This window comes from Kribbella lupini (genome assembly GCF_039529595.1).
In the GTDB taxonomy this organism is placed as follows: Bacteria; Actinomycetota; Actinomycetes; order Propionibacteriales; family Kribbellaceae; genus Kribbella; species Kribbella lupini.
In genome coordinates, this window is sequence record NZ_BAAANC010000005.1 from 144367 (window position 1) to 165456 (window position 21090).

Here is a 21090-nt window from a genome sequence, read left to right on the forward strand (position 1 = left end):
CTACGGAATCAGCTCGGCCTCCGGCTCGGTGACGGCCTCGTCGACCGGCGTCCGCAGCCGGACCGCGGCCATCACCGCACAGCCGAGGAAGATCACCGCACCGACCCCGGCCACGAGGTGCAGGCCGCTGGCGAAGGCGGCCTTGGCGACTGCCGCCAGGTCCTCGCCGAGCTGCCCCGGCAGCTGACCGGCTGCCGCGATCGCTGCGGTGATGCTCTGCGTCGCCTGCTCGGCAACCCCGTCCGGCAGCCCAGTAGGCAGGTCGAGGGTGCGGCGGTAGGCCAGCGTCCCCAGGCTGCCCAGGATCGCGATGCCCAAAGCGATCCCGCCCTCACCGCTGGTCTCGTTCAGCGACGCAGCCGATCCGGCCCGCTCCGGCGGAGTCGCGGCCATCATCAGGTTCATCGTCAGCCCCATCGGCAGGCCCATCCCGAACGACGTCACGACCAGCCCGGTGATCAGTACGCCGACCCCGCCGGCAGTGTCGGTCCGGGTGACGATCAACAACCCCACGACACAGATGACGAGCCCACCGGCGATGGCAGGCGCCGTCTGCCAGCGCTGCGCGATCCGCGGTGCCAGGGTGAGTCCGGCGATCATGGCGAGGTTCGACGGGATCAGCCAGAGCCCTGCGTGCAGCGGGGACAGCCCCTCGACCACCTGCAGGAACAGCGCCGCATGGAACGACACTCCGGCCATCACCACGCCACTGGCGAACATGATGCCGAGCGCCGGGCTGAACCGCGGCAGCCGGAACAGTCCGAGGTCCAGCAACGGGTGCTCGAGCCGCTGCTGCCGTCGTACGAACAGGACGCCGACGGCGACACCAGCGGCGATCGCCAGCAAGGGCAACGAAGCCCAGCCGGACCGGGCCAGCTCTTTCAGTCCCCAGATGACCGGCAGGATCATGGCCAGCGACAGCACCACACTGGCCAGGTCCAGCCGACCGGCGTGCGGGTCCTTGTACTCCGGGAGCAGGACCGGGCCGACGACAAGCAGCAGCACCATCACCGGTACGCCGAGCAGGAACGCCGAGCCCCACCAGAAGTGCTCCAGCATGACCCCGCCGATCACCGGGCCGAGCAGCATGCCGCCCATGAAGCAGCTGAACCAGAGCCCGATCGCCTGACCCATCTGCTTCGGGTCGTGGAACATGCTGCGGATCAGGGCCATCGTCGACGGCATCAGCGTTGCACCCGCGACACCCAGCAGCGCACGGGTGGCGATCAGCATCTCCGGACTGCTGGACCAGGCCGCCAGCAGCGAGGCCGCGCCGAACGCAGCACCACCGATCAGCAGCAGCTTGCGCCGCCCGATCCGGTCGCCCAGCGTGCCCATGGTGACCAGGAAGCCGGCCAGCAGGAACGAGTAGATGTCCAGGATCCACAGCTGCTGGGTGCTGGTCGCGCCCAGGTCGGCGCTGAGCTTCGGCAGCGCCAGGTAGAGCACGCTGACGTCCAGCGACAGCAGGAGCGTCGGCAGAGCCAGTACGGCGAGGCCGATCCACTCCCGCTTGGTCGCGAGGGCAGTGGTTGTCTCACTCATCGGTTGGTCCTTTCCAAGGTGGTGATCAGGTCGGTGAGCAACAGCAGCTCAGGCCAGCCCTCCTGTACGGCGATCCGGCTGACCTCGACGGCCAGTGCGAGCCCGTCGCCCCGGCCGGAGATCAGCAGCCGGGCCGGGTCGGCCTCCAGCTCGGCCGCGTGGTCCGCGGCCCAGCCGACGATCGCCCTCGCGTCTGCGAGAGCCTGGTCGTGGCCGCTGGCTGTCGGGCCCGCCAGGATCACCAGACCGCCGCGTCGGCAGAGCTCCCGGCACTCCTGGTCGGGGTCGTCGCTGTCGGAGCCGGGGAAGAAGACCAGCAGCGGTGGCGTCCGCGCACCGCTGCGGGCCGGCCAGTAGATGCGGGCCCAGATCGGCCCGGTGGCGCCGCGCAGCTGGACTGCGGCGCTGCGAGTCACGCGTGGAGTGGTCATGGCTGCAACGCTCGCAGCGCGGACCCGGTGAAGGGAAAGGCCGTTCGCGCATGGCCGTGGTGCACCATCGGCATCACCGAACAGAGGCCTTTGGCCGTGACCTGTGGTGAGAATGGCTGGCATGAGCAACGAGTCGGCTGACGTGCTGGCACTGTCCAACACCCCGGATGCGATCGAGCTGCGCCACCTGCGAGCGTTCGTCGCGGTCGCGGACGAGCTGAACTTCGGCCGGGCGGCCACCCGGCTGTACCTGTCCCAGCCCGCGCTGAGCCGGCAGATCAGGGCGCTGGAACGGCTGGTCGGTTGCGACCTGCTCCGACGGTCCACGCACCGGGTGGAGCTGACACTGGCCGGTGATGCGTTGCTGGACAGGGCGCGGTCGTTGCTGACCGACCTGGACAGTGCGGTGGCGACCACTCGGTCGGTCGGTGGCGAGCTGGTCGGGCGGGCGAACCGCCTGTGGGCTCCGGTGGCGCTCGGTACGCCGGACGCGGAGGACCTGGTCGGCATGCGTTCGGCGTACGAGCAGATGCTGGCGCAGGCGCCGCTGCCGGCTGAGGCCGTCGTACTGCCGGTGAACTGTGGGGGAGTGCCGGCGCTGCAGGTGGGTGCCGATGCGGAGCTGCCGAGGGTGCTGCACCTGCATGGTGGGGGCTTCGTGCTCGGGTCGGCGTATGGGTATCGCGGGCTGGCCGGCGCGTTGGCGGAAGCGATCGGGGCCGGCGTACTGGTTCCGGACTACCGGTTGGCGCCGGAGCATCCGTTCCCGGCGGCGCTGGACGATGCGCTGAGTGCCTACCTGTGGATGATCGAACAGGGCGTGCGGCCGGAAGAGATAATCTTTGCAGGAGATTCCGGTGGCGGCGGCTTGGTGATGTCGCTGCTGCTCGCGCTGCGGGACCAGGGGCATCCGCTGCCGGCCGGGGGAGTGCTGCTGTGTCCGGGGGTGGACATGGGAGCGATCGCGGACGGTACGTCGCCGCTGGCGCGGCACGAGGGCTTCTCGACGATGGCGCGGGTCGTCAACTGGTACATCGGAGACCATCCGATCGACGATCCGCTGATCGATCCGTTGATCGCGGACCTGACCGGGCTGCCACCGCTGCTCGTGCAGATGGCGACCGGGGATCCGGTGGCGCCGGGGGCCCGGCAATTGGTCGAGAACGCCGAGCGTGACGGTGTGCGGGTGGTGTCCGAGATGTACGCCGTGGACACGCACATCTTCCAGCTGTTCTGGTCGTTCCTGCCGGAGGCGCGGCTGGCGTTGGGGAAGATCGGCGAGTTCACCGCGGGGCTGCTGGGGCAGGACGAGGCCCGCGAGACGGTCTGAGCGGGCGCGGAACGCTCGACGCCTGCGGGGAGGCGTGCCCGCAGCGGGACGGCTTGGACTCGGCAGCACGGCCAACGTGTTGTCCACAGCTTGAGCCGCCGTCGCGTGACTTGGGTTGTAACTTCGGTTTACAGTTGCCGCATGAGTGACCAGGCGGTGCGCACCGGGCGGGACGCGATCGGGTACGGCGTCGCGCTGCTCAACAGGCTGGCCAGGTGGCGGGCGATCGACCGGCTGGGGCTGCGGAAGCAGACCGAGCGGGTGGTGTTCGAGGCGACCCGGACCGGGTTCCGGACGGCTGGAGCGCTGAGCAGGAGCTTCACGGCGGCGACGAAGCTCGGCAAGCCGGCCCGGCTGCCCTCGGCGAAGGGGACCGGGCGATTCGATCTGACGCCGACCGACGACCAGCAGATGGTGGTCGGGGTGGTGACCGAGTTCGCCGCCGAGGTGCTGCGGCCCGGAGCGGCTGACGCGGACACCGCGGGAGCGACGGATCCGAAGGTGCTGGGGCAGTCCGCCGAGCTCGGGCTGAGCCTGATCGAGGTGCCCGAGGAGCTGGGCGGGATCGTCACCGAACGGTCCGCGATGACCGGCGTGCTGGTGGCCGAGGCGATGGCGCACGGCGACATGGGCCAGGCGGTCGCGTGTCTCGCGCCGGCCGCGGTCAGCACGGCGATCTCGTTGTGGGGCGACGAGACGCAGCAGGCGACGTACCTGCCGGCCTTCACCGGCGAGAACGTGCCGGCCGCCGCGCTGGCGATCGTGGAGCCACGGCCGCTGTTCGACCCGTTCACGCTGAAGACGCGGGCGACGCGGCAGCGCACCGGGTACCTGCTGAACGGCGTGAAGTCGCTCGTCCCGCGCGGCGCCGAGGCCGAGGTCTTCGTGATCGCGGCGCAGCTGGAGGACCAGGGGCCGTCGCTGTTCCTGGTCGAGTCCGAGCATCCCGGCGTGACGATCGAGGCCGAGCCGTCGATGGGTTTGCGTGCGGCCTCGCTCAGCCGGGTGCTGCTGGACGACGTACCGGCTGTGCGGTTGGGGACCCTGGAGGACTACGCCGACTGCGTGCGGCTGTCGCGGCTCGGCTGGTGCGCGCTGAGCCTCGGTACGGCGAAGGCGGTGCTCGACTACGTCACGCCGTACGTGAACGAGCGGACGGCGTTCGGCGAACCGATCAGCCACCGGCAGTCGGTCGCGTTCATGGTGGCGAACATCGCGATCGAGCTGGAGGGGATGCGGCTCGTCACCTACCGGGCCGGATCGCGGGCTGAGCAAGGGCTTCCGTTCGCGCGCGAGGTCGCGCTGGCGCGGCGGCTGTGCACGGACAAGGGCATGCAGATCGGCACCGACGGCGTCCAGCTGCTCGGCGGGCACGGCTTCGTCAAGGAACACCCGGTCGAGCGGTGGTACCGCGACCTGCGGGCCGTCGGCGTGATGGAAGGTGCGGTGCTGGTCTGATGATCAACCTGGAGACCCCCCGCAAGTTCCGTGCCTTCGTCAACCAGGCCCACCAGGTCGCGGCCGAGATGCTGCGGCCGAACTCGCGGCGCTACGACCTGGCCGAGCACGAGTACCCGAAGGAGCTCGACCTGCTGGCGGCGCTGGTCGACGGGCTGGGCGCGAGCGGGACCGGTTCGGGCGCGGGAGCGAGCGGCGTACGGCGTACTGAGGTCGACGACTCCAAGGTCAAGAACGGCTCGAACATGTCGTCGGTGCTGTCGATCATGGAGATGTGCTGGGGCGACGTCGGCCTGCTGCTGTCGATGCCGCGGCAGGGCCTGGGCAACTCGGCGATCGCGTCGGTCGCCTCCGACGAGCAGCTGCGCCGCTTCGAGGGCGTGTGGGCCGCGATGGCAATCACCGAACCCGGCTGTGGTTCGGACTCGGCGAACATCCAGACCACCGCGCGGCGCGACGGCGACCACTACGTCATCGACGGCGAGAAGATCTTCGTCACCGCCGGCGCCCGCTGCGACGCGGTGGTCGTCTGGGCCACCGTCGACAAGTCGCTCGGCCGGGCCGCGATCAAGTCGTTCGTCGTACCGAAGGACACGCCCGGGCTGACCGTCGAACGCGTCGAGCACAAGCTCGGCATCCGCTCGTCCGACACCGCCACGATCCGGCTCACCAACTGCCGGGTCCCCGCGGAGAACCTGCTCGGCTCCCCGGACGTCGACCCCGACAAGGGTTTCGCGGGCGTCATGCAGACCTTCGACAACACCCGCCCGCTGGTCGCCGCCATGGCTGTCGGCTGCGCGCGGGCGTCGCTGGAGGTCACTCGCGACCTGCTCGCGGACGCCGGAGTCGAGATCGACTACGACCGCTCGGTCCACCTGCAGCCTGCGGCCGCCGCAACGTTCCTTCAGCTCGAAGCCGACTGGGAATCCGCCTACCTGCTCACCCTCCAAGCCGCCTGGATGGCCGACAACGGCCGCCCCAACTCGCTGCAGGCCTCCATGGCCAAGGCCAAGGCAGGCCGTGCCGCGAACGACATCACCCTGCGCTGCGTTGAACTCACCGGCTCCCTCGGCTACTCCGAACACGAACTGCTGGAGAAGTGGGCCCGGGACTCGAAGATTTTGGACATCTTCGAAGGCACCCAGCAGATCCAGCAGCTGATCGTCGCGCGACGGCTGCTCGGGAAGACCTCGGCGGAGCTGAAATAGCTTGTAAATAGAGGGGATCTCGCCGTTTGGGAAGCCTTTTTAGAGCAGGCTAGGACCGTTGTCTGGGGGTTCGTACTCGGGCCCGATCTGGAGTCTGCTCCGTCGCTGCTCCGTGAGCCGCAGATCGAGTCGCGCGAGCCGGCGATCTACCGCCTGGCGAGCGCGTTCGTGTGACGAGGGCAGCATGTGGGTGTACATCTGCAGCGTGAACCCCGGATCGTGGTGTCCAAGGTACTCCGAGAGTTCTTTGATGTTGATCCCGTCCGACAGAGTCACGCTCGCGTAATAGTGCCGCAGAGCATGCATGCCGGTCGTGTTGTCGGACTTGTACCGACGCCGTCCGCGAGCATCCCTCTCGGGCGGCGGAATGACACCGGCCGCGGAGATGGCCGGTTTCCAGACCAGGAGGTTGTAGAGGTCTGCATGCAGAGCTCGGCCGTCGGACCAGGCGAAGAGGAGCTCGTGCTCCTGCAAGTCGCCGTCGACTCGCTCCCACGGCATCGAGATGAGCGTCGTACCGAAGGTCTCGAGGTGCTCTTTAGCCAGACCCGCCAGTCGCGGCGGCAGCGGCACCTCCCGCTCTTTGTCGTTCTTCGGCAACGCGAAGACCCACTCCTTCCCGAGCCGCTTCACCTGCCGACGGACGCGGATCACCATTTCGTCGAAGTCGAAATCCTCCACCGACAGCCCGAAGATCTCTCCCTGCCGAAGTCCCGCAGCCGAACCGACAGTCGGCGCGAGCCTGTACCGCCCCGGATGTGCCGCGATGATGCGTTCGACCGTGTCGTCGCTCCAGGCGACGACCTTGGAGAACCGCCTCGCCGGCTTCTTGACGGTGCGTGACCGAGCCGGGTTGCGCTTGATCAGCTCGTCGGCTGTCGCGAGTTCCAGACACCCGTTCAGGACCAGGAAGGCGCTCCGGGCCGTCGATGGTCCGTACGTCTCGATCAGTTGGGTCAGCCACACTGCGATTTCGGACGGCAGGATGCTCTTCACCATCCGCTTCCCGAACGTCGGCCCGACGTGCAGCCGCCATTTGGACTCGTACTGGATCTCGCTGGACGGATCGATCGTCCGCGACTTGATCCACCGCTCCCAGACCTCCGCGAGGCGCACCTTGCCCGCGTTCGGATCGAGGTAGTCCCCCCGATCCCGGTCCGTCTCCTTCCCCGAGGCGTACCGCATCGCCTCGGTCTTCGTATCGAACGCCTTGGACCGCTCCTGCCCGTTCGGATCGGTCCAAACTCCCAGCCACCGCTTCCCCCGCCCCCACCGCGTGTCGTTCCGCTCCCGCTTGATCGACCCGTCTGGCTGAGCGACGGCCCTCGTCCATTGATCCTTGGCAAACGCCATCGACCATCTCCCACCTCGTGAACCCGACGAGGTTCAACGTGTGAGCGGCCGAGTCTTTGACGACCTGGTTCGGGAGCGCCAAACGAAGACACTTGGCATCAGGTCCGCAGCGCTCAGCTCCGCGACCTCGGGTCCTAGCACCGTCGCGGAGCTCGAACCCGGAACCCGCTGGTTTGCGTGCCGTGTTTGTTGTTGATGTCCGTCGCTCGGCGAAAGTAGCTGTGACCTGCGCTTTTGTCAGCGTTGGCCTGTTGAGGATGATCAACGGTTGTGGCTGGTGGTCGCTGAAAGAGGTGCGCTAGAAGGTGCGCTATTCCGATCATTGAAGAGAATTCTCTCCTCAATCGCCGGACTTTCTCCAAATGGGCTGTGGATAAGAGTCAAGACCGCGGAGAGTTCACGATGAGTAGTCGAGGCACACCGACCAGGCGCCGGCGGTGCACCGGGAGGGGCTGCGGCGCTTCGACTTCGACTCGGTGCTGACGCCGCTGAACTACCGGCTCTCGACCGACTCGAAGTACGCCGACGACTACGCGGCGCTGGTCGAGGCCGTGCAGGCCTCCGACGCGGCGCTGATGACGATCGAGATGATCGCCCGGCGGAACTGGACCGACGGCGAGGAGAAGACGTACAGCACCTGGTACCGGCCGTTCGACGAGCAGCGCTACATCACGGCCGCGACGGCCTGGCTGCTCAACGGGCACCCGGAGATCACCGGGCTGGCGACGGCCGGCGAGACCCGGTTGCTGCGGCAGCCGGTGATCGCCGAGCAGGAACGGCCCCAAGGCCTGGGTCGTGGTCAGCGACGAGCGGCCGAGGGCGCGCCGGCGAAGGCTGAGTCGAGGCCACCGAGCATCGCGGCGGTCGTCTTGCCTCGGCCGGAGCGGCCGAGGAAGAGGGTGGTGGTCGCGTCGCCGAGCGTCGAGCCGGTCAGGTACCCGATCGAGGGGCCGGTGGCGTCACCGATCGATGCACCGCCCCAGAACCAGGAACCGAAGAACGCGGTCGACTCCCGGACGTGGCCGAGGTCGGGCACCCGGAGCTGGTCGCCGGGCAGCGACTCCAGCCACAGGTCGCGCTGCTCGTCGGCGCCGGCGGCGACGGTGATGCCGCGGTCGGCGTAGTGCGCGATGACGGCGTCGACGTACGCCTCGAGGTCCTCGCGGGTGTCCGCGCTGACCAGCAGGCGCGGGTGGTCCTCGACCAGCGTCAGGCCGGAACGGTTGATGTCGCGCTTGACCTCGCGCATGATCCGCTCGGTCTCGACGATCTCGTCCGCGGTCTCCTCGGCGGTGCCCTTCGCGGCCGAACGTCGCTGCTCCTTGGCCGATTTGCGATCTCGTCGATGGAGATCGAAGTGCAATAGTCGGGAAACTGTCGGCGGGAGCTGGCATGATCCTGTCCAGTTCGGGGCCGTACGACGGGGGCTCTGCGGTATCGAGGGGACTGCACGATGGGGCTGATCAGCCGAATCAAGAACAGAGGCAAGGAGCAGCCGAAGCTAGTGAAGGCTCCAGCCCCGCCTGCGCTGGTCCCGTTGACCCCGGTGTTCGACCCGGACCAGCACCAGGAGTACGTCGACCGCCTGGTCGCGGCGCTGGACAAGCCCGCGATCCGGAACATCGCGCTCACCGGCCGTTACGGCGCGGGTAAATCCAGCGTCCTGCAGAAGCTCAATGAGCTGCACTCCGATCGCGTCCTGATGCTGTCGCTGTCGACGCTCGGCCCGGCGGAGGCGGACGAGTCCTCGACCAACCAGATCGAGAAGGAGCTCGTGAAGCAGCTCCTGCACAGTCGGCCGCCCAGCGAGCTTCCGCAGTCTCGATACCGCCGGATCGTCCCTCTGAGCGTCCGGCGAGCAGTACTCGGGTCCGCCGCCCAGCTCGGAGTGCTGGGCGGCCTTCTGTGGTTCCTGGGGGTCTTCCCGAAGCTCGCCGACCTGCCGGTTGTCGACGGGACCGTCGGAAAGATCATCGCGCTGGTCGCGTTCGGATCGCTGGCGATCGGTGCCCTGACCTTCGTACGTCTCGCGGTCCACAACCGGGTGGTCTCGTCGGTGTCGGCGGCTGGAGCCACGATCTCGCTGACCGACAAGGAAGCCAGCTACTTCGACGAGTACCTCGACGAAATCGTCTACTACTTCCAGACGGTCTCGACCGATGTCGTTGTCTTCGAAGACCTGGACAGGTTCAACGACCCACAGATCTTCGAAGCACTGCGCGAGCTCAACGCCCTGCTCAACGCCGCTCTGGCGTCTCGTGAGAAGAAGGTGTTGTTCATCTATGCGCTCAAGGACAGCATCTTCGAGCAGCTCGGCCACGACACCGTCGAGATCGGCGACGACGCCGCCAGCGCAGAAGCGGTCCGGGCGAACCGGACGAAGTTCTTCGATCTCGTCGTCCCGGTCGTCCCGTTCATCACCCACCGCACGTCCCGCGACCTCCTGGCGAAGCTCCTCGCGGACGAGTCCCTCGTCCCGGTGAGTCCCGAGCTGATCGACCTCACCGCCCGCCACATCACCGACATGCGCCTGCTGAAGAACATCCGCAACGAGTACGCGGTCTTCTCTGACCGCCTCATCACACGCAAACAAGGCATCGACAAACTCCGCCCGGACCAGGTGTTCGCGATGATGGTCTACAAGAACATCCACCTGGCGGACTTCGAAGAGGTCCAACTCGGCCGCAGCAACCTTGACAAGCTCTATCGAGCCAGCCGAGACCTGGTGAACCACTCCCTCGCTGTACGGCGCGCTCGCCTGCGAAGAATCGCGGATTCGCAAGCGCTGGCCGACACGCTGGCGGAGAAGGCGGTGGACTACGGAGCGAAGCTGGAGCAGTTCGTCGACATGTTCCGCACGTCGGCGGCTTTGTCTGGCCTCCAGTTGGGGAGCTTCGCGGTGGGTGGTCAGTCCTTCGAGCCGGCCGTGATCCGCACCGAGCCGTTCTGGCGGGCAGTGTTCGAGAACGGCGACGCCGTCATTGTGGCCCTCACGGCGCCCTACCAGGCGCCCCAGTCGATAAGGATCCAGGTCAAGGATCTTCGGGAGCTGCTTTTGGGCGAGACGGCATCGACCAAGTGGGATGCGCGTGAGAGCGAAGTTCTGAAGTCTGAGCATGCGGACCTCCTGCTCGAGATTGTGGAGCTTCGGCGAGCCGACTTCGCTGACCTCGCATGGAGAACCAGCTTCACCATCTCCCGCGATGAACAGGAACAGTCGTTCAACGAGATCCTGAAGACCACTCTGAAGTCGGAGGTCGCGCGGGACCTGGTCCGGGAAGGCTTCATCGACCAGAACTTTGCGCTCTACGTGGCTCAGTACTATGGCGACCGGGTTTCGATGCCTGCGATGACCTTCATCGTTCAGCACGTGCAGCCCAACATCCCTGACGCCAACTACCAGTTCCCGGATCCCGCAGACATCGCGAGCGTTCTGCGAGAGACGAAGGCGAGATTCCTCGATCAGGACTGTGCCTACAACATCGCGCTGTTGGACTACCTGCTCGAGAGAAATCATTACGGCGCCGACGTCGTCTTGGGGCGCATTGCCCGCAACGAAGGCTCGAGCGCCTCGGCGTTCTTCGAGACGTATCTGAGCGAGGGGGGACAAGCCCGACAGGCCGTTCGTCGTCTCGCTGCATCCTGGACGTCGCTCCTCGACCGGCTGGTCAAGAGCTACCTTGCTTCTGATCGACGGTTGGAGTTGGTCAACGAAGCCATCGGCCATGCCCTGCGTGAGAATCACTTCTCGCTCACCGGAGCGGTGGAGGAGTACCTCCAGCGCAGCTACTCGCAGTTGAGGTATCTGGTCGAGCCTGCTGAGGAGGTGATCGCAATCAGCGCGGTGAGGGAGATCGCCCGCGCGGGTGTTGTGGTTTCCGATCTAGATGTTCTGGATCCGGTCGTCGTGCCGATGGTGGTCGACGCAGATATCTATGCCCTGACTGCGAACAATCTTCGGGTTGCGCTCGGAGAGCCTCGAACGCTCAGCCTGGACATGATCGCTGCCGTCTCGCCCGGCATCTTCGAAGACTGCATCGAGAACCCAAGTGACTACCTGGCCGCGGTCCAGGCCGACAAGGCGACCACGGCAACGGTCATCGAAGCAGCCAGGTTTACCGAGGTCGTCGCGCGGCTCGAAACCTGGGAAGACGAGTTTGTCGTCAGTCTGTGCCGTGACGCTGCTGCTGGGTGTCTGGTCTCGGATCTCACCGATGTGCCAGCTGGACTCTGGTCGGCTCTCGCGGTGACCCGGCGCTTCCCGGCGACTCTAAACAACGTCGTCGTCTACCTGGAGGAAGTCGGGGGAATCGATCACGACCTTGCCCACGTGCTGGTCGACGCGGGCGCGGTCGATGTCAGTCAATCTGGCGTCGATCCCCACCTCAAGATTCGCCTTGCCGAACAGATCCTGAAGGCGTCCGTCTCGATACCGGACCCTCACCAGCGAGTCGACCTGGTCGTCTCACTCGACCTCGAGCAGTGGCTGACGCCGACGCAGGTCGAGCCGGAGGATGGTCATCTTCTGGGCGAGTTGATTGATGAGGTGGTGTGCGACGACACGGCGGAGCTCTTCCGCCGATTCCACATGAGCGACTGGGAGACCCTCCGCTACGGGATCGAGCGTTCGAAGAAGTTCGCCGACTTCGTCGCTCCGGATCTGCTCGATGAGGATATGGTCGCGAAACTGTTCTTCGCTCCGAGCATTGACAAGGCGGTGAAGCAGGCCGTCCTTGCTCGGTTGAACGAATTCGTGCCCAGTGCTCACATCGCGGCGCTCCGCGCCGTGGGGATGTTCGCTGCCGAGGAGGGCATCCCCCTGGATGTTGGCCTGCTGACCAGGATTGCGAGTGCCACCAGCGATGCGGTCCTGGTGATGCAACTGATCGACCAGCACGCATCGCCCACCCCCGACGAAGTCATCTCCATCCTCGTCACGCTCGGAGGCGAGTACCGACACCTCGCAACCCCCTCGGCTGAGTTCGACCTTCTGAAGGACACTCATCACGCCGCCGTGCTGAACCGCCTTCAGGCCGCCGGTCGGCTTGCGAAGCTGACAGTTCGCCGCGGCAAGAACCCGGTGATCAGCGTCAAGGTCGCCTGAGCGGCTTTCATCGAGAAGCGCAAGCCGGAGTTCACCCACCGCTGATCTTTACCGCGACCGTGCGCACGGCCCCCGCCCTCCAGGGCGGGGGCCGTGCGCACGAAGCATCATTCGGACGTCAATCGGCGCGGAACAATCAGGACGTCACTGCAGGAACGCATGAACAACGGGGTGAAGCGATGGCCGTCTTGGATCAAGGCCTCTTGCTGCCCAGCACGAGCGTGCATGTCGACGCGCGGTACTGCGAACTCGACGTGAACGGCCATGTCGCACACAGCACGTACCTAAATTTGGCCGAGCACGCGCGGTTCGCGAGAAACGGTAGGGCCTGATGAATCCAGGAGTCATGGGATTCGAATCCAGGTTCCTCCGCGGTAGATCGACGCTCACGGTGGACTGACGAGTGTCAGTCTCCGGCGCTGAGTCGGCCTGTCAAGGGAGCTGTATGGAGGGAAGTAGAGAAGACGACGAGCTGCTGGTGGCGGCTCATAAGTCGGCTATTCGGTACTACCGTGAGGAGCTGTCGCTGCGTCCAGTGGGGTGGGTTGCTCGCCACCTACGAGCACGCAGACTCGGACAAGTGCTGGAGCCCGGCTCACGGTGGAAGATCGGCTACGCGCCCGATGCATGGTCCCACCTGACAGATCACCTGCGATCGCAGGGATTCGACGAGCGAACCATGATTGCCGCGGGATTGGCGGTGGTGACCAACAGCGGGTATGTGATCGATCGGTTTCGGGATCGAATCATGTTCACTGAGTACGACGCGAACCTTCAGCCGGTTGGCTTCATCGGCAGGGGTCGAGGCGGAATCGCGACGTACCTGAACACGTCGACGACGTCGATCTACCGCAAGAGCCGGACGTTGTTCGGAGTCGCCGAGCAGCATCGGCAGTTGGCGCTGGGGGCGACTCCGGTGCTTGTCGAGGGCACCTTTGATGCGGTGTCGGTCAGTGCCTGCAGCAACCGGCGCCGGCAGTGGTGTGGCGTTTCCAGCGGCGGTACCAGCTGGTCGACTGAGCAGATCGCGATGTTGCGGCACTACTCGGTGTCGGACACGGTGATCGTTGCCTTTGACGGCGACGCGGCGGGTCGGCCGGCTGCGGTACGGCATCTTGATCCGCTGTCTGAGGCTTTCAGGCATGTGCTGGTGGCCGATCTGCCGCATGAGCGAGATCCATCGCAGATACTGCAGCTGGGCAATGGCGTCCGTTGGCTTCGGGCACAGCTCGAGAACACCCGCCCGCTTGCGAGCCTGGCGATCGAGTTGGAGTTGGGGCGCTGGACTCGGGTGCTGGATCACGCCATCGGGCGGGTGAGCGCGTTGAGGGCTGTTGCCGGGTTTGTCGCGCAGCTTCCGACGCCTCTGGTCTCGGACGAGATCGGTCGGTTGTCACGGGTACTGGATCTCGATGCGACGACCGTGTCGCGGGAGGTTCTGGACGCGGTCGGGCCGAGGCCGGCGCGGCGTCGTGCGCGTGGCGGGTTGAGCCTCGCGGCCGACGTTGATCCGTCGTTGCCGAGCATCGGTTTGTGAGGCTCTTCCAGGAATCCTTGGATTGCAGATCCCGGTTCTAAGAGTGGTTGCCGGAAAGCAGCTTTGTTCCCACAGATCGCACACAGCGAATATGGGAGCGAACAGTGACAGTCGAACTGCAGAAACTGCTTACCGATGCCGCGGCATCGGATTGGGCGCCGGCCGCGTCGGAACGACTTGCCCATGGCATTGAGGAAAGAATCGTCGCCTTTCTTCCCAGCCGGGCACGGGCCGCTCTCGGGGCTGAGGAGGCGGCGCAGAGGGCGCGGGTCATTGCCTGGGAGCGGTGCAGGTTGCTGGCGGAACGCCAGACGGGGATGGCGACGTGGGGCTTCTTGGCGAACATCGTCCGTTGGCGACTGGCTGACGCCGTACGGGCAGAGGCGCTGCGGCGGCAGCGACATCCGCTGACCGACGTCGTTCCCGAACACGTCGACCGGCGACAAGTCGTGGAGCTCGGGTCGTCGCTCGACCTGATCTGCGCAGAGTTGGCCCAGGCAGGGTTGTTTGAGCGCGAGGCGAGACGGCTGCTCCTCGTGGCGACCGAGGGCGCACGGTTCGAGCGATCGGCGATCCGGAATCGGCTGCTGACCGCTGGAGCCTCTCGTAGTCAGGCCGAAGGTATGGCGTGGTTGTTGCGTGGCGGTGCGGCCAACCGGTCGGCGCTGGCCCGCCTGGCTGTGGGGGAGCGCCGTGAGGCGGTCTTCGCGGACGCGATCGTCCGGAGGTGGATTGCTGCTGCGGCCGGCCGTGATCAGAGCTTCAGCGGTGGGCGGACCGGCAGCGGGCTTCCCGCCGTCCGCGCCGTCGAGGCGCCTGGATTCGGGCTAGCGAGGACCGCGTGAGGCCAGCGCTGCAAGCCGCCGATCGCTCAGCCGTTGAGGTCGGTATGACGAGAAACAGTCCCCGACGTACTCACTGGCTTGTCCGGTACTACCGCTGGCAGGCCCGCCTGTACCTGCGCGTGCTGCGCGCTGTCTGGATCATTCCGGCGCCGGTCGAGGCGTCGCTGCAGCGGCGCCTCGTACGCCGACCTGGAGGTGAAAGCTGACATGGCAGGAATCCTTCGCTCGAAGGCCGCGATCGTTGTGGTGGTTGTGCTGGGCGTCGTCGCGCTGGTGAGCGTGACCGTCGCGCGGTGGCAGGGATCTGGGGACGAGACGCCGCAGGTCTCCGCCGCCGAGCCGAGCGGGCCCGATGCGACGCCGTACCTCAAGGCCTGGGACCGGCCGAACACCACCGATCCGAAGGTCTACGCAACGGCGTACGCCACGGCGATCTGGACCTACGACAGCACGGTGCACGGATACTTCGACTGGCAGAACGCGGTGAAGATGTTCGCCGACCCGATGGACACCGACGCGCCCCGGGTGGCCGGCAGCATGCTGCCTGGCTTCGGGCAGTGGGAGCAGCTGGATCTGCACGACAGCAAGGCCACCGTGAGCGATGTGTCGGCCGAGACGCCTCCGGAGCTGACTCGGCTGCAGCGCATGCCGCAGACGCCGCGCGGTTGGCACGGCTTCGTCGTACGGGCCCGGCAGACGAACGTGATCGACGGCGAGCCGCGGATGGCTGAACGTTCGGTGACGGTGGCGGTGATCTGTACGCCGCAGTGCCGATTCTGGTCGGCATCGGCCGAAGGCCCGCTGTGATCCTCAAGGCCGTCGCCGCAGCAGCTTGCCTCGCACTCGGGGTGCTCGTGGTGCCGCCGATCGCGGCGGCCAGGGGAGGGACGAGCAGTTGCGCGCCGGACCCGGTCATCGGCCACGTCGCGCTCGATGCTGAGCAGCGGTCGAACTTGGCGGTCGTCGTCGCGACCGGTGATCAACTGCGGATCAATGTGAAGGGCAAGGTCATCGCGGTGATGACCGCGCTGACGGAGTCGTCGCTGCGAAACGTCGACCACGGTGACGCGGCCGGTCCGGACTCTCGGGGTCTGTTCCAGCAGCGTGATGGGTGGGGCCCGCTCGCCGTACGGATGGATCCGGAGGGTGCGTCGGTCCTGTTCTACACGGCGCTGATCAACGTGCCGCGGTGGATGGAAATGGATCCGTGGCTGGCCGCTCAGGAGGTCCAGCGGTCGGCGTTCCGCGACGGCCGGAACTACCGGGCCAAGTACGCGCAGGCCCAGGAACTCGTCGGCTTGTCGCCGGAGTCGTTGTGCCAGCCTCCGCCGACCAATGACACGGGGGAGTTGCCTGGGGCACGGGCCGCCGTCAACCGCGCGATGGGTCTGGTCGGGCAGCACGGCTACTACCAGCTTTGTGCTCGGCTCGCTGCCAACATCTGGGGCCGGCCGCGGGCGGGCTACGTGTCGGCCGCCGAGCAGTGGTCGCAGATGGTTGCGTCGGGCAACGCGCATCTCGATCGTCAGCCGCCTCTCGGCGCGCTCGTCTTCTGGGACACCGGCGGGATCTACGGGCACGTGGCGGTCTACGTGGGCGCGGGCCGCATCGTCTCGAACGACATCCGCGACCAGTTCCCCGGCGAAGGCGGCGTCTATCTGGTCGAGCTCACCGCGATCGAGGCGGAGTGGGGCGCGACTTACCTCGGCTGGGCGCCGCCGATCTATCAGCGATCTGCAGTTTGACCACCATCTCGGCGTACCGATCGCCGGAGAAGGGATAGACGATGTCCGCGTTCTTCGCGCCGCTGCGCGACCACCTCATGATCAGGACTGCGAATCAAGACCCCGGTGTGACACCGAACTCCAATGGGCTTCCTGGACTGTCCGCGCTGAAGCAGATGGCCGGCGCACTGGTCACCTTCGGGCTTGTCGCCTGTGTTGCCGGCTTCGTGATCTCGGCTGCGGTTTGGGCGTTGGGCAGCTTCAGCAACAACGCTCACCATGCAGGCAAAGGGAAGACTGGCTGCCTCATCGCCGCTGGTGCGGCGATCTTGATCAGCTCAGCCAACACCATCATCCGCTGGTTCAGCGGCGTGTCCGTCGTTTGAGAGGCGGGACGCGATGAGTTGGTCCGACTGCCTGCTCAACCCGGTCAGCTGCGTCGTCTCCGACGTCGGTGGCTCGGCGGCGAACTCGGTCTGGGAGTCGTTCTTGAAGTGGACCGCGAACGGGCTGGGTGATCTGGCTGCGACGGTCTTTCAGACCTTCAGCAGCGGTACGACACCCCGCTTCGACCAGGATTGGTGGCAGAGCAATCTGAGCCTCATCGTCACCATCTCGCTGCCGATCCTGGTCATCTTGTTCGTCCTCCAGTGCATCTCCGCCATGATCCATCGAGAGCCCGGCCGGCTAGGGCGTGCGCTGGTCGGAGCGCTGGTCGGTACGGCGGGGGTGCCGCTCGCGGTCGCGGTGATCAGCTCGTGCGGCGCGGCGGTTGACGAGATCTCGCTGGCGATCCTGGGCAACCGGGCGACCGCGGAGGGCATGAAGCGGCTGACCGATATCAGCAGCTTGCTGACCACGGCGTCGCTGGGCGGGTTCCTGCTGCTGGCGGTGCTGTTGGCGCTTTTGTCCCTGTTCGCGCTGTACTTCGTGCTGTTGTTCATCGAGGTGGCCTTGGTCGCCACCGTGGTGTTCGCACCGCTCGCGATGGCGAGCTGGACCTGGTCGGCGACGCGGCACTGGCTGCGGCGATGGATCGAACTCATCGGCGCGTTGCTGTTCGCGAAGATCCCGATGGCGGTGGTCTTCGCGCTCGGACTCTCGGCGACCGGTGCAGCGGACCAGGGCAACAACCCGGCCAACCTCAGCACCTTCTTGGCCGGAGTGCTGCTGGTGGCGATGGCCGCCTTCGCGCCCGCCGCGACCTTCTCCTTCATCCACTGGGCAGGCGATCAGGGGCACAGCGCCGCGCGGGCCATCCGGCAAGGCTCCATCGGTGCCACGGCCGCCAAGGAAGGCGTCGAGAAGGCACACCACTGGGGTGCTGAGCACTTCGGTGCATCCGGCGACAAGGAGGAATCGCCAGTCGTGGGCAACGACGCCGATCAAATCGACGACAGCGAGGCCATCATCGACCGGGCAGAGGCCGATGCCTCGAGTCCCGCGGGAACATCTTCGGATCGCGGAGGCGGAGAGGCCGACGCCTCGACGTCGGAGCCTGCGCCGGAGGTCACACAGCAGGCCCCCGCGCCGGCACCGTCGCCGTCTGGTGGGGGAGAGGGAGCAACCGCGATCGCTGTCTCGAGCAGCGAGGTGTCGGTCGGCGCTGCGCCGACAGGCGATGCATCAACCGGGACGCCACGCAATGACTCGACCAGTGACAGCAGAGAGGATCGCGGATGACGACCACGATGGCGACCCGCTTCCCCAGGCCTGAACGCAATACCGTCCTGCTCGGACTCCGGCCGATGCAGGTCGCTCTCCTCGCACTCGCGGCCGTCCTGCTGGTCCTGAACATCATCAGCAACGCGAGCTCCGTGGGCCGTCTGACCGGCCTGTCCGCATCGATCTGCTGTGCCGTGGTCGCGCTGGCGCGCATCGAGGACCTGCCGTCGTACCGGTGGATCCTGCTCCGCGTCGCACACGCACTTCGGGTTGCCCGCAAACAGCAGTCCTATCGAGCGTCGGTCGCCCGGCCGACGATCCATGGCTCGCTGCATCTGCCCGGGTCTGAAGGTACGTTGCGGATCCTCGACACCGAGGCGGTCGTCGCGGCGGTTCACGATCCGCGGCGCCGCCGGCTGACGGCCGTCGCGCGGATCGAAGGGCCGGCACACCTGCTGCAGAACACCGACGAGCAAGATCGCCGCGTCACGGCGTACGGGCAACTCATCGCCGGGCTGTGCCAGAGCAACCGGATCGTCCGCGCCCAGATCCTCGAGCGGACCCTCCCGGACCCCGGAGATAGCCTCACGAACTGGGCCGTGCAGCGGGGGCTCGATCCACGGCAGCCGGCCGGAGCGATCTACCAGGACCTGCTCCGGCACGCAGCTCCCGCTTCGGCCAAGCACGAGACGCTGTTCGCCTTCACCCTCGACCTCGACGCAGTCTCTCGGGAGGTCCGCAAGCACGGCGGCGGTGCCGCGGGCGCAATGACCGTCCTGGAAGCCGAAGCCCGCGGCTTCCAGATGGCGTTAGGAGCAGCTGGCGTTGCCGGGTGCTGGCTGAACGCTCCTGAGCTCGCGATGAGTCTGCGCGTCGCGTTCGACCCGGCCGCCACCCGCACCGTGCCGAGCCTCGAAGCGCTCGACCCTTCCGGCGCCGGGCCGCTCGCGATCGACGCCGAGTGGGACCGCCTCCGGACGGACTCGTCGATGCACCGCGTCTACATCGTCACCGAATGGCCGCGCGTGAAGGCAACACCTGCCTTCCTCGGCCCGTTGCTGCTCAAGCCCGGAGTACGCCGTACGTTCTCGCTGGTTCTGCAACCCATCCCGGTCGCCAAGGCGCTGCGGGATGCTCGCCGCCACCAGGTCGACCGGGTCACCGAGCGCGCGACACGTAACAAGATCGGCCGCCTAGAGAGCGAAGAGGACCGGCAACTCGACGCCGACGTTGCCCAACGCGAGAGGGACCTTGCCGCGGGCCACGGCGATGTCCGTTGGATCGGACTGCTCGCGGTCTCGGCCGACAACGAGGAGAAGCTTGACGAGGCCTGCACTAAGATGGAGATCGCCGCGGCCCGCGCTCTGATCGACCTCCGCCGCCTGGTCGGGCAGCAGCTCGACGGGTTCTTGGCGACAACCCTGCCGTTCGGGACGGGCCTGCGATGAACCACGGCGCGCGCGGAGTGGCCGTGTACGAACCGACCGGCCTGGACCGGACCACTCGCAGAGCCAACCGCAAGGCGGCCGCTCTGCGAGGACGGCCAGCGGTGAGCGGAGATCGTGAGTCAGGGGACTTCGAGTCGACGGTGGAGCCGCGGCGGGCGCCGTACGACGCTCGGCATGCGTTGCCGCTGCTCGTCGACGCCCACCGTGCTACGACGAGAATCGTGAGGGTGGCCTATCCCTTCCTGGCCGAGGGTGGGCTGGGGGCTGACGGCACCTATATCGGGTCGGACGTGTTCAGCGGCGGCTCGTTCGTCTACGACCCCTGGGTGCTCTACCAGTCGAAGGTCATCACCAACCCCAACCTGCTCCTGGCCGGCGTCATCGGCAGCGGCAAGTCGTCGACCGCGAAGGCCTTCATTACCCGCTCCATCGCCCTCGGCCACCGCGCCTACGTCCCCTGCGACCCCAAAGGCGAGTGGACCCCCGTCGCGGAAGCCATCGGGGGAGCGGCCATCCAGCTCGGCCCCGGGCTGCCGACCAGGCTCAACCCACTCGACGCCGGCACCCGCCCGGCCGCCGTACAGCCCGACGAATGGAACAAGATCGTCTGGTCCCGACGCCGAGCACTCCTCGGCACGCTCGCAGAGTCCACCCTCGGCCGGCCCATGACAGCAGTCGAACACACCTCACTCGACCTCGCCCTCGAGACAGCAACCACCCACCCGGCCCCAACCATCCCCGACGTCGTCACCGCCCTCTTCGACCCCGACGACGACCGAGCACACCGAGGCGGCCTCCGCAGGAGCACACTCGTCGACGACGGACGCGAAGTGGCCCACGCAATCCGGCGTCTGGTCCACGGCGACCTGTCCGGCATGTTCGACGGCCCGTCAACCACCGAGTTCGACGCCACCCTCCCGATGGTCACGCTCGACTCGTCCCGCATCGGCTCCGGCGGCAACGACCACGCCCTCCGGCTCGCGCTCGCGTGCGCATCATCCTGGATGGAAGCCGCCGTCGCCGACCCTTCCGGCGGCCAGCGATTCATCGTGTACGACGAAGGCTGGCGCGTCATGCGCGACCCCGCGCTGCTTCGCCGAATGCAGGAACAGTGGAAGCTGTCCCGCGCCTGGGGAGTCTCCAACGTCCTGATCATCCACCGACTGTCCGACCTGGCCGCCGTCGGCGACCTCGGCTCCGAAGCCCGCGCGCTGGCCGAAGGTCTCCTCGCTGATTGCTCGACCCGGATCATGCTTCGCCAAGAGCCCGACCAGCTTGCCCGTACGGCGACTCTGCTCGGCCTGACCGATGTCGAGATCGCCACGATCGGGAAGCTCCCGAAGGGCCGGGCGCTGTGGCGCCTGCCCGACCGGTCGTTTGTCGTACAGCTCGTACGGCACGCTCGCGAAGTCGAACTCTTCGACACCGACGCCCGGATGTAG

The 21090-nt window shown here is 67.0% G+C and carries 16 protein-coding genes; 12 read left to right on the top strand and 4 right to left on the bottom strand.

Going from position 1 to position 21090, the window contains the following annotated elements; genetic code table 11:
* Both ABD235_RS37280 and ABD235_RS37285 read right to left on the bottom strand, forming a co-directional pair.
* Entirely contained in the window at positions 1–1545 is a 1545-nt protein-coding gene (locus ABD235_RS37280) for an MFS transporter (protein ID WP_344182962.1), read from the bottom strand.
* Positions 1542–1976 carry an alpha/beta hydrolase gene (locus ABD235_RS37285; protein WP_344182964.1) on the bottom strand — a complete coding sequence of 145 codons (435 nt, stop codon included), beginning with the start codon at positions 1974–1976 and terminating at the stop codon, positions 1542–1544. Before ABD235_RS37285 ends, ABD235_RS37280 begins: the two co-directional genes overlap by 4 nt.
* Before the next feature lie 121 nt (positions 1977–2097).
* On the opposite strand from ABD235_RS37285, the gene ABD235_RS37290 reads away from it, so the two are divergent.
* The 3 genes from ABD235_RS37290 (at position 2098) to ABD235_RS37300 (ending at position 5972) form a co-directional block, all read left to right on the top strand.
* Positions 2098–3306 (top strand): alpha/beta hydrolase fold domain-containing protein, encoded by a 1209-nt coding sequence (locus tag ABD235_RS37290; protein WP_344182966.1) that lies wholly within the window; start codon positions 2098–2100, stop codon positions 3304–3306.
* Positions 3307–3447: 141 nt separating this feature from the next.
* Entirely contained in the window at positions 3448–4764 is a 1317-nt protein-coding gene (locus tag ABD235_RS37295; RefSeq protein WP_344182969.1) for an acyl-CoA dehydrogenase family protein, read from the top strand.
* Positions 4764–5972, top strand: a complete 1209-nt coding sequence (locus ABD235_RS37300) for an acyl-CoA dehydrogenase family protein (RefSeq protein ID WP_344182971.1) — start codon at positions 4764–4766, stop codon at positions 5970–5972. Before ABD235_RS37295 ends, ABD235_RS37300 begins: the two co-directional genes overlap by 1 nt.
* 39 nt (positions 5973–6011) lie before the next feature.
* On the opposite strand, the gene ABD235_RS37305 is transcribed toward ABD235_RS37300, so the two are convergent.
* Together ABD235_RS37305 and ABD235_RS37310 are read right to left on the bottom strand one after the other, a co-directional pair.
* Positions 6012–6968: a tyrosine-type recombinase/integrase gene (locus ABD235_RS37305; protein WP_344182973.1), complete on the bottom strand. Its 957-nt coding sequence runs from the start codon at positions 6966–6968 to the stop codon at positions 6012–6014.
* Between the two features lie 1156 nt (positions 6969–8124).
* Positions 8125–8688 carry a hypothetical protein gene (locus tag ABD235_RS37310; RefSeq protein WP_344182975.1) on the bottom strand — a complete coding sequence of 188 codons (564 nt, stop codon included), beginning with the start codon at positions 8686–8688 and terminating at the stop codon, positions 8125–8127.
* Between the two features lie 90 nt (positions 8689–8778).
* On the opposite strand from ABD235_RS37310, the gene ABD235_RS37315 reads away from it, so the two are divergent.
* The 9 genes from ABD235_RS37315 (at position 8779) to ABD235_RS37355 (ending at position 21090) form a co-directional block, all read left to right on the top strand.
* On the top strand, positions 8779–12429 hold the full coding sequence (locus ABD235_RS37315) for a YobI family P-loop NTPase (RefSeq protein ID WP_344182977.1): 3651 nt from the start codon (positions 8779–8781) through the stop codon (positions 12427–12429).
* Between the two features lie 445 nt (positions 12430–12874).
* The gene (locus tag ABD235_RS37320; RefSeq protein WP_344182979.1) at positions 12875–13966 is read left to right on the top strand and encodes a toprim domain-containing protein; all 1092 of its coding nucleotides are present in this window, start codon (positions 12875–12877) and stop codon (positions 13964–13966) included.
* 104 nt (positions 13967–14070) lie between these two features.
* The gene (locus ABD235_RS37325; RefSeq protein ID WP_344182981.1) at positions 14071–14811 is read left to right on the top strand and encodes a hypothetical protein; all 741 of its coding nucleotides are present in this window, start codon (positions 14071–14073) and stop codon (positions 14809–14811) included.
* 207 nt (positions 14812–15018) lie between these two features.
* A complete protein-coding gene (locus tag ABD235_RS37330; RefSeq protein ID WP_344182983.1) occupies positions 15019–15618 on the top strand; it encodes a hypothetical protein in 600 nt (199 codons plus the stop codon).
* On the top strand, positions 15615–16556 hold the full coding sequence (locus ABD235_RS37335; protein WP_344182985.1) for a CHAP domain-containing protein: 942 nt from the start codon (positions 15615–15617) through the stop codon (positions 16554–16556). Before ABD235_RS37330 ends, ABD235_RS37335 begins: the two co-directional genes overlap by 4 nt.
* 41 nt (positions 16557–16597) lie before the next feature.
* On the top strand, positions 16598–16921 hold the full coding sequence (locus tag ABD235_RS37340) for a DUF6112 family protein (protein ID WP_344182987.1): 324 nt from the start codon (positions 16598–16600) through the stop codon (positions 16919–16921).
* A 13-nt stretch (positions 16922–16934) separates the two neighbouring features.
* Positions 16935–18218 carry a TrbL/VirB6 family protein gene (locus ABD235_RS37345; protein ID WP_486336036.1) on the top strand — a complete coding sequence of 428 codons (1284 nt, stop codon included), beginning with the start codon at positions 16935–16937 and terminating at the stop codon, positions 18216–18218.
* A complete protein-coding gene (locus tag ABD235_RS37350) occupies positions 18215–19648 on the top strand; it encodes an SCO6880 family protein (RefSeq protein WP_344182991.1) in 1434 nt (477 codons plus the stop codon). Before ABD235_RS37345 ends, ABD235_RS37350 begins: the two co-directional genes overlap by 4 nt.
* A gap of 101 nt (positions 19649–19749) precedes the next feature.
* On the top strand, positions 19750–21090 hold the full coding sequence (locus ABD235_RS37355; protein WP_344182993.1) for an ATP-binding protein: 1341 nt from the start codon (positions 19750–19752) through the stop codon (positions 21088–21090).

Excerpts from the sequence above, each read along its gene's own strand:
- ABD235_RS37350 (WP_344182991.1), top strand. The coding sequence starts at position 18,215 with ATGACGACCACGATGGCGACCCGCTTCCCCAGGCCTGAACGCAATACC.
- ABD235_RS37315 (WP_344182977.1), top strand. The coding sequence starts at position 8,779 with ATGGGGCTGATCAGCCGAATCAAGAACAGAGGCAAGGAGCAGCCGAAG.
- ABD235_RS37330 (WP_344182983.1), top strand. The coding sequence starts at position 15,019 with ATGGCAGGAATCCTTCGCTCGAAGGCCGCGATCGTTGTGGTGGTTGTG.
- ABD235_RS37345 (WP_486336036.1), top strand. The coding sequence starts at position 16,935 with ATGAGTTGGTCCGACTGCCTGCTCAACCCGGTCAGCTGCGTCGTCTCC.
- ABD235_RS37285 (WP_344182964.1), bottom strand. The coding sequence starts at position 1,976 with ATGACCACTCCACGCGTGACTCGCAGCGCCGCAGTCCAGCTGCGCGGC.
- ABD235_RS37295 (WP_344182969.1), top strand. The coding sequence starts at position 3,448 with ATGAGTGACCAGGCGGTGCGCACCGGGCGGGACGCGATCGGGTACGGC.
- ABD235_RS37290 (WP_344182966.1), top strand. The coding sequence starts at position 2,098 with ATGAGCAACGAGTCGGCTGACGTGCTGGCACTGTCCAACACCCCGGAT.
- ABD235_RS37300 (WP_344182971.1), top strand. The coding sequence starts at position 4,764 with ATGATCAACCTGGAGACCCCCCGCAAGTTCCGTGCCTTCGTCAACCAG.
- ABD235_RS37280 (WP_344182962.1), bottom strand. The coding sequence starts at position 1,545 with ATGAGTGAGACAACCACTGCCCTCGCGACCAAGCGGGAGTGGATCGGC.
- ABD235_RS37340 (WP_344182987.1), top strand. The coding sequence starts at position 16,598 with ATGTCCGCGTTCTTCGCGCCGCTGCGCGACCACCTCATGATCAGGACT.
- ABD235_RS37320 (WP_344182979.1), top strand. The coding sequence starts at position 12,875 with ATGGAGGGAAGTAGAGAAGACGACGAGCTGCTGGTGGCGGCTCATAAG.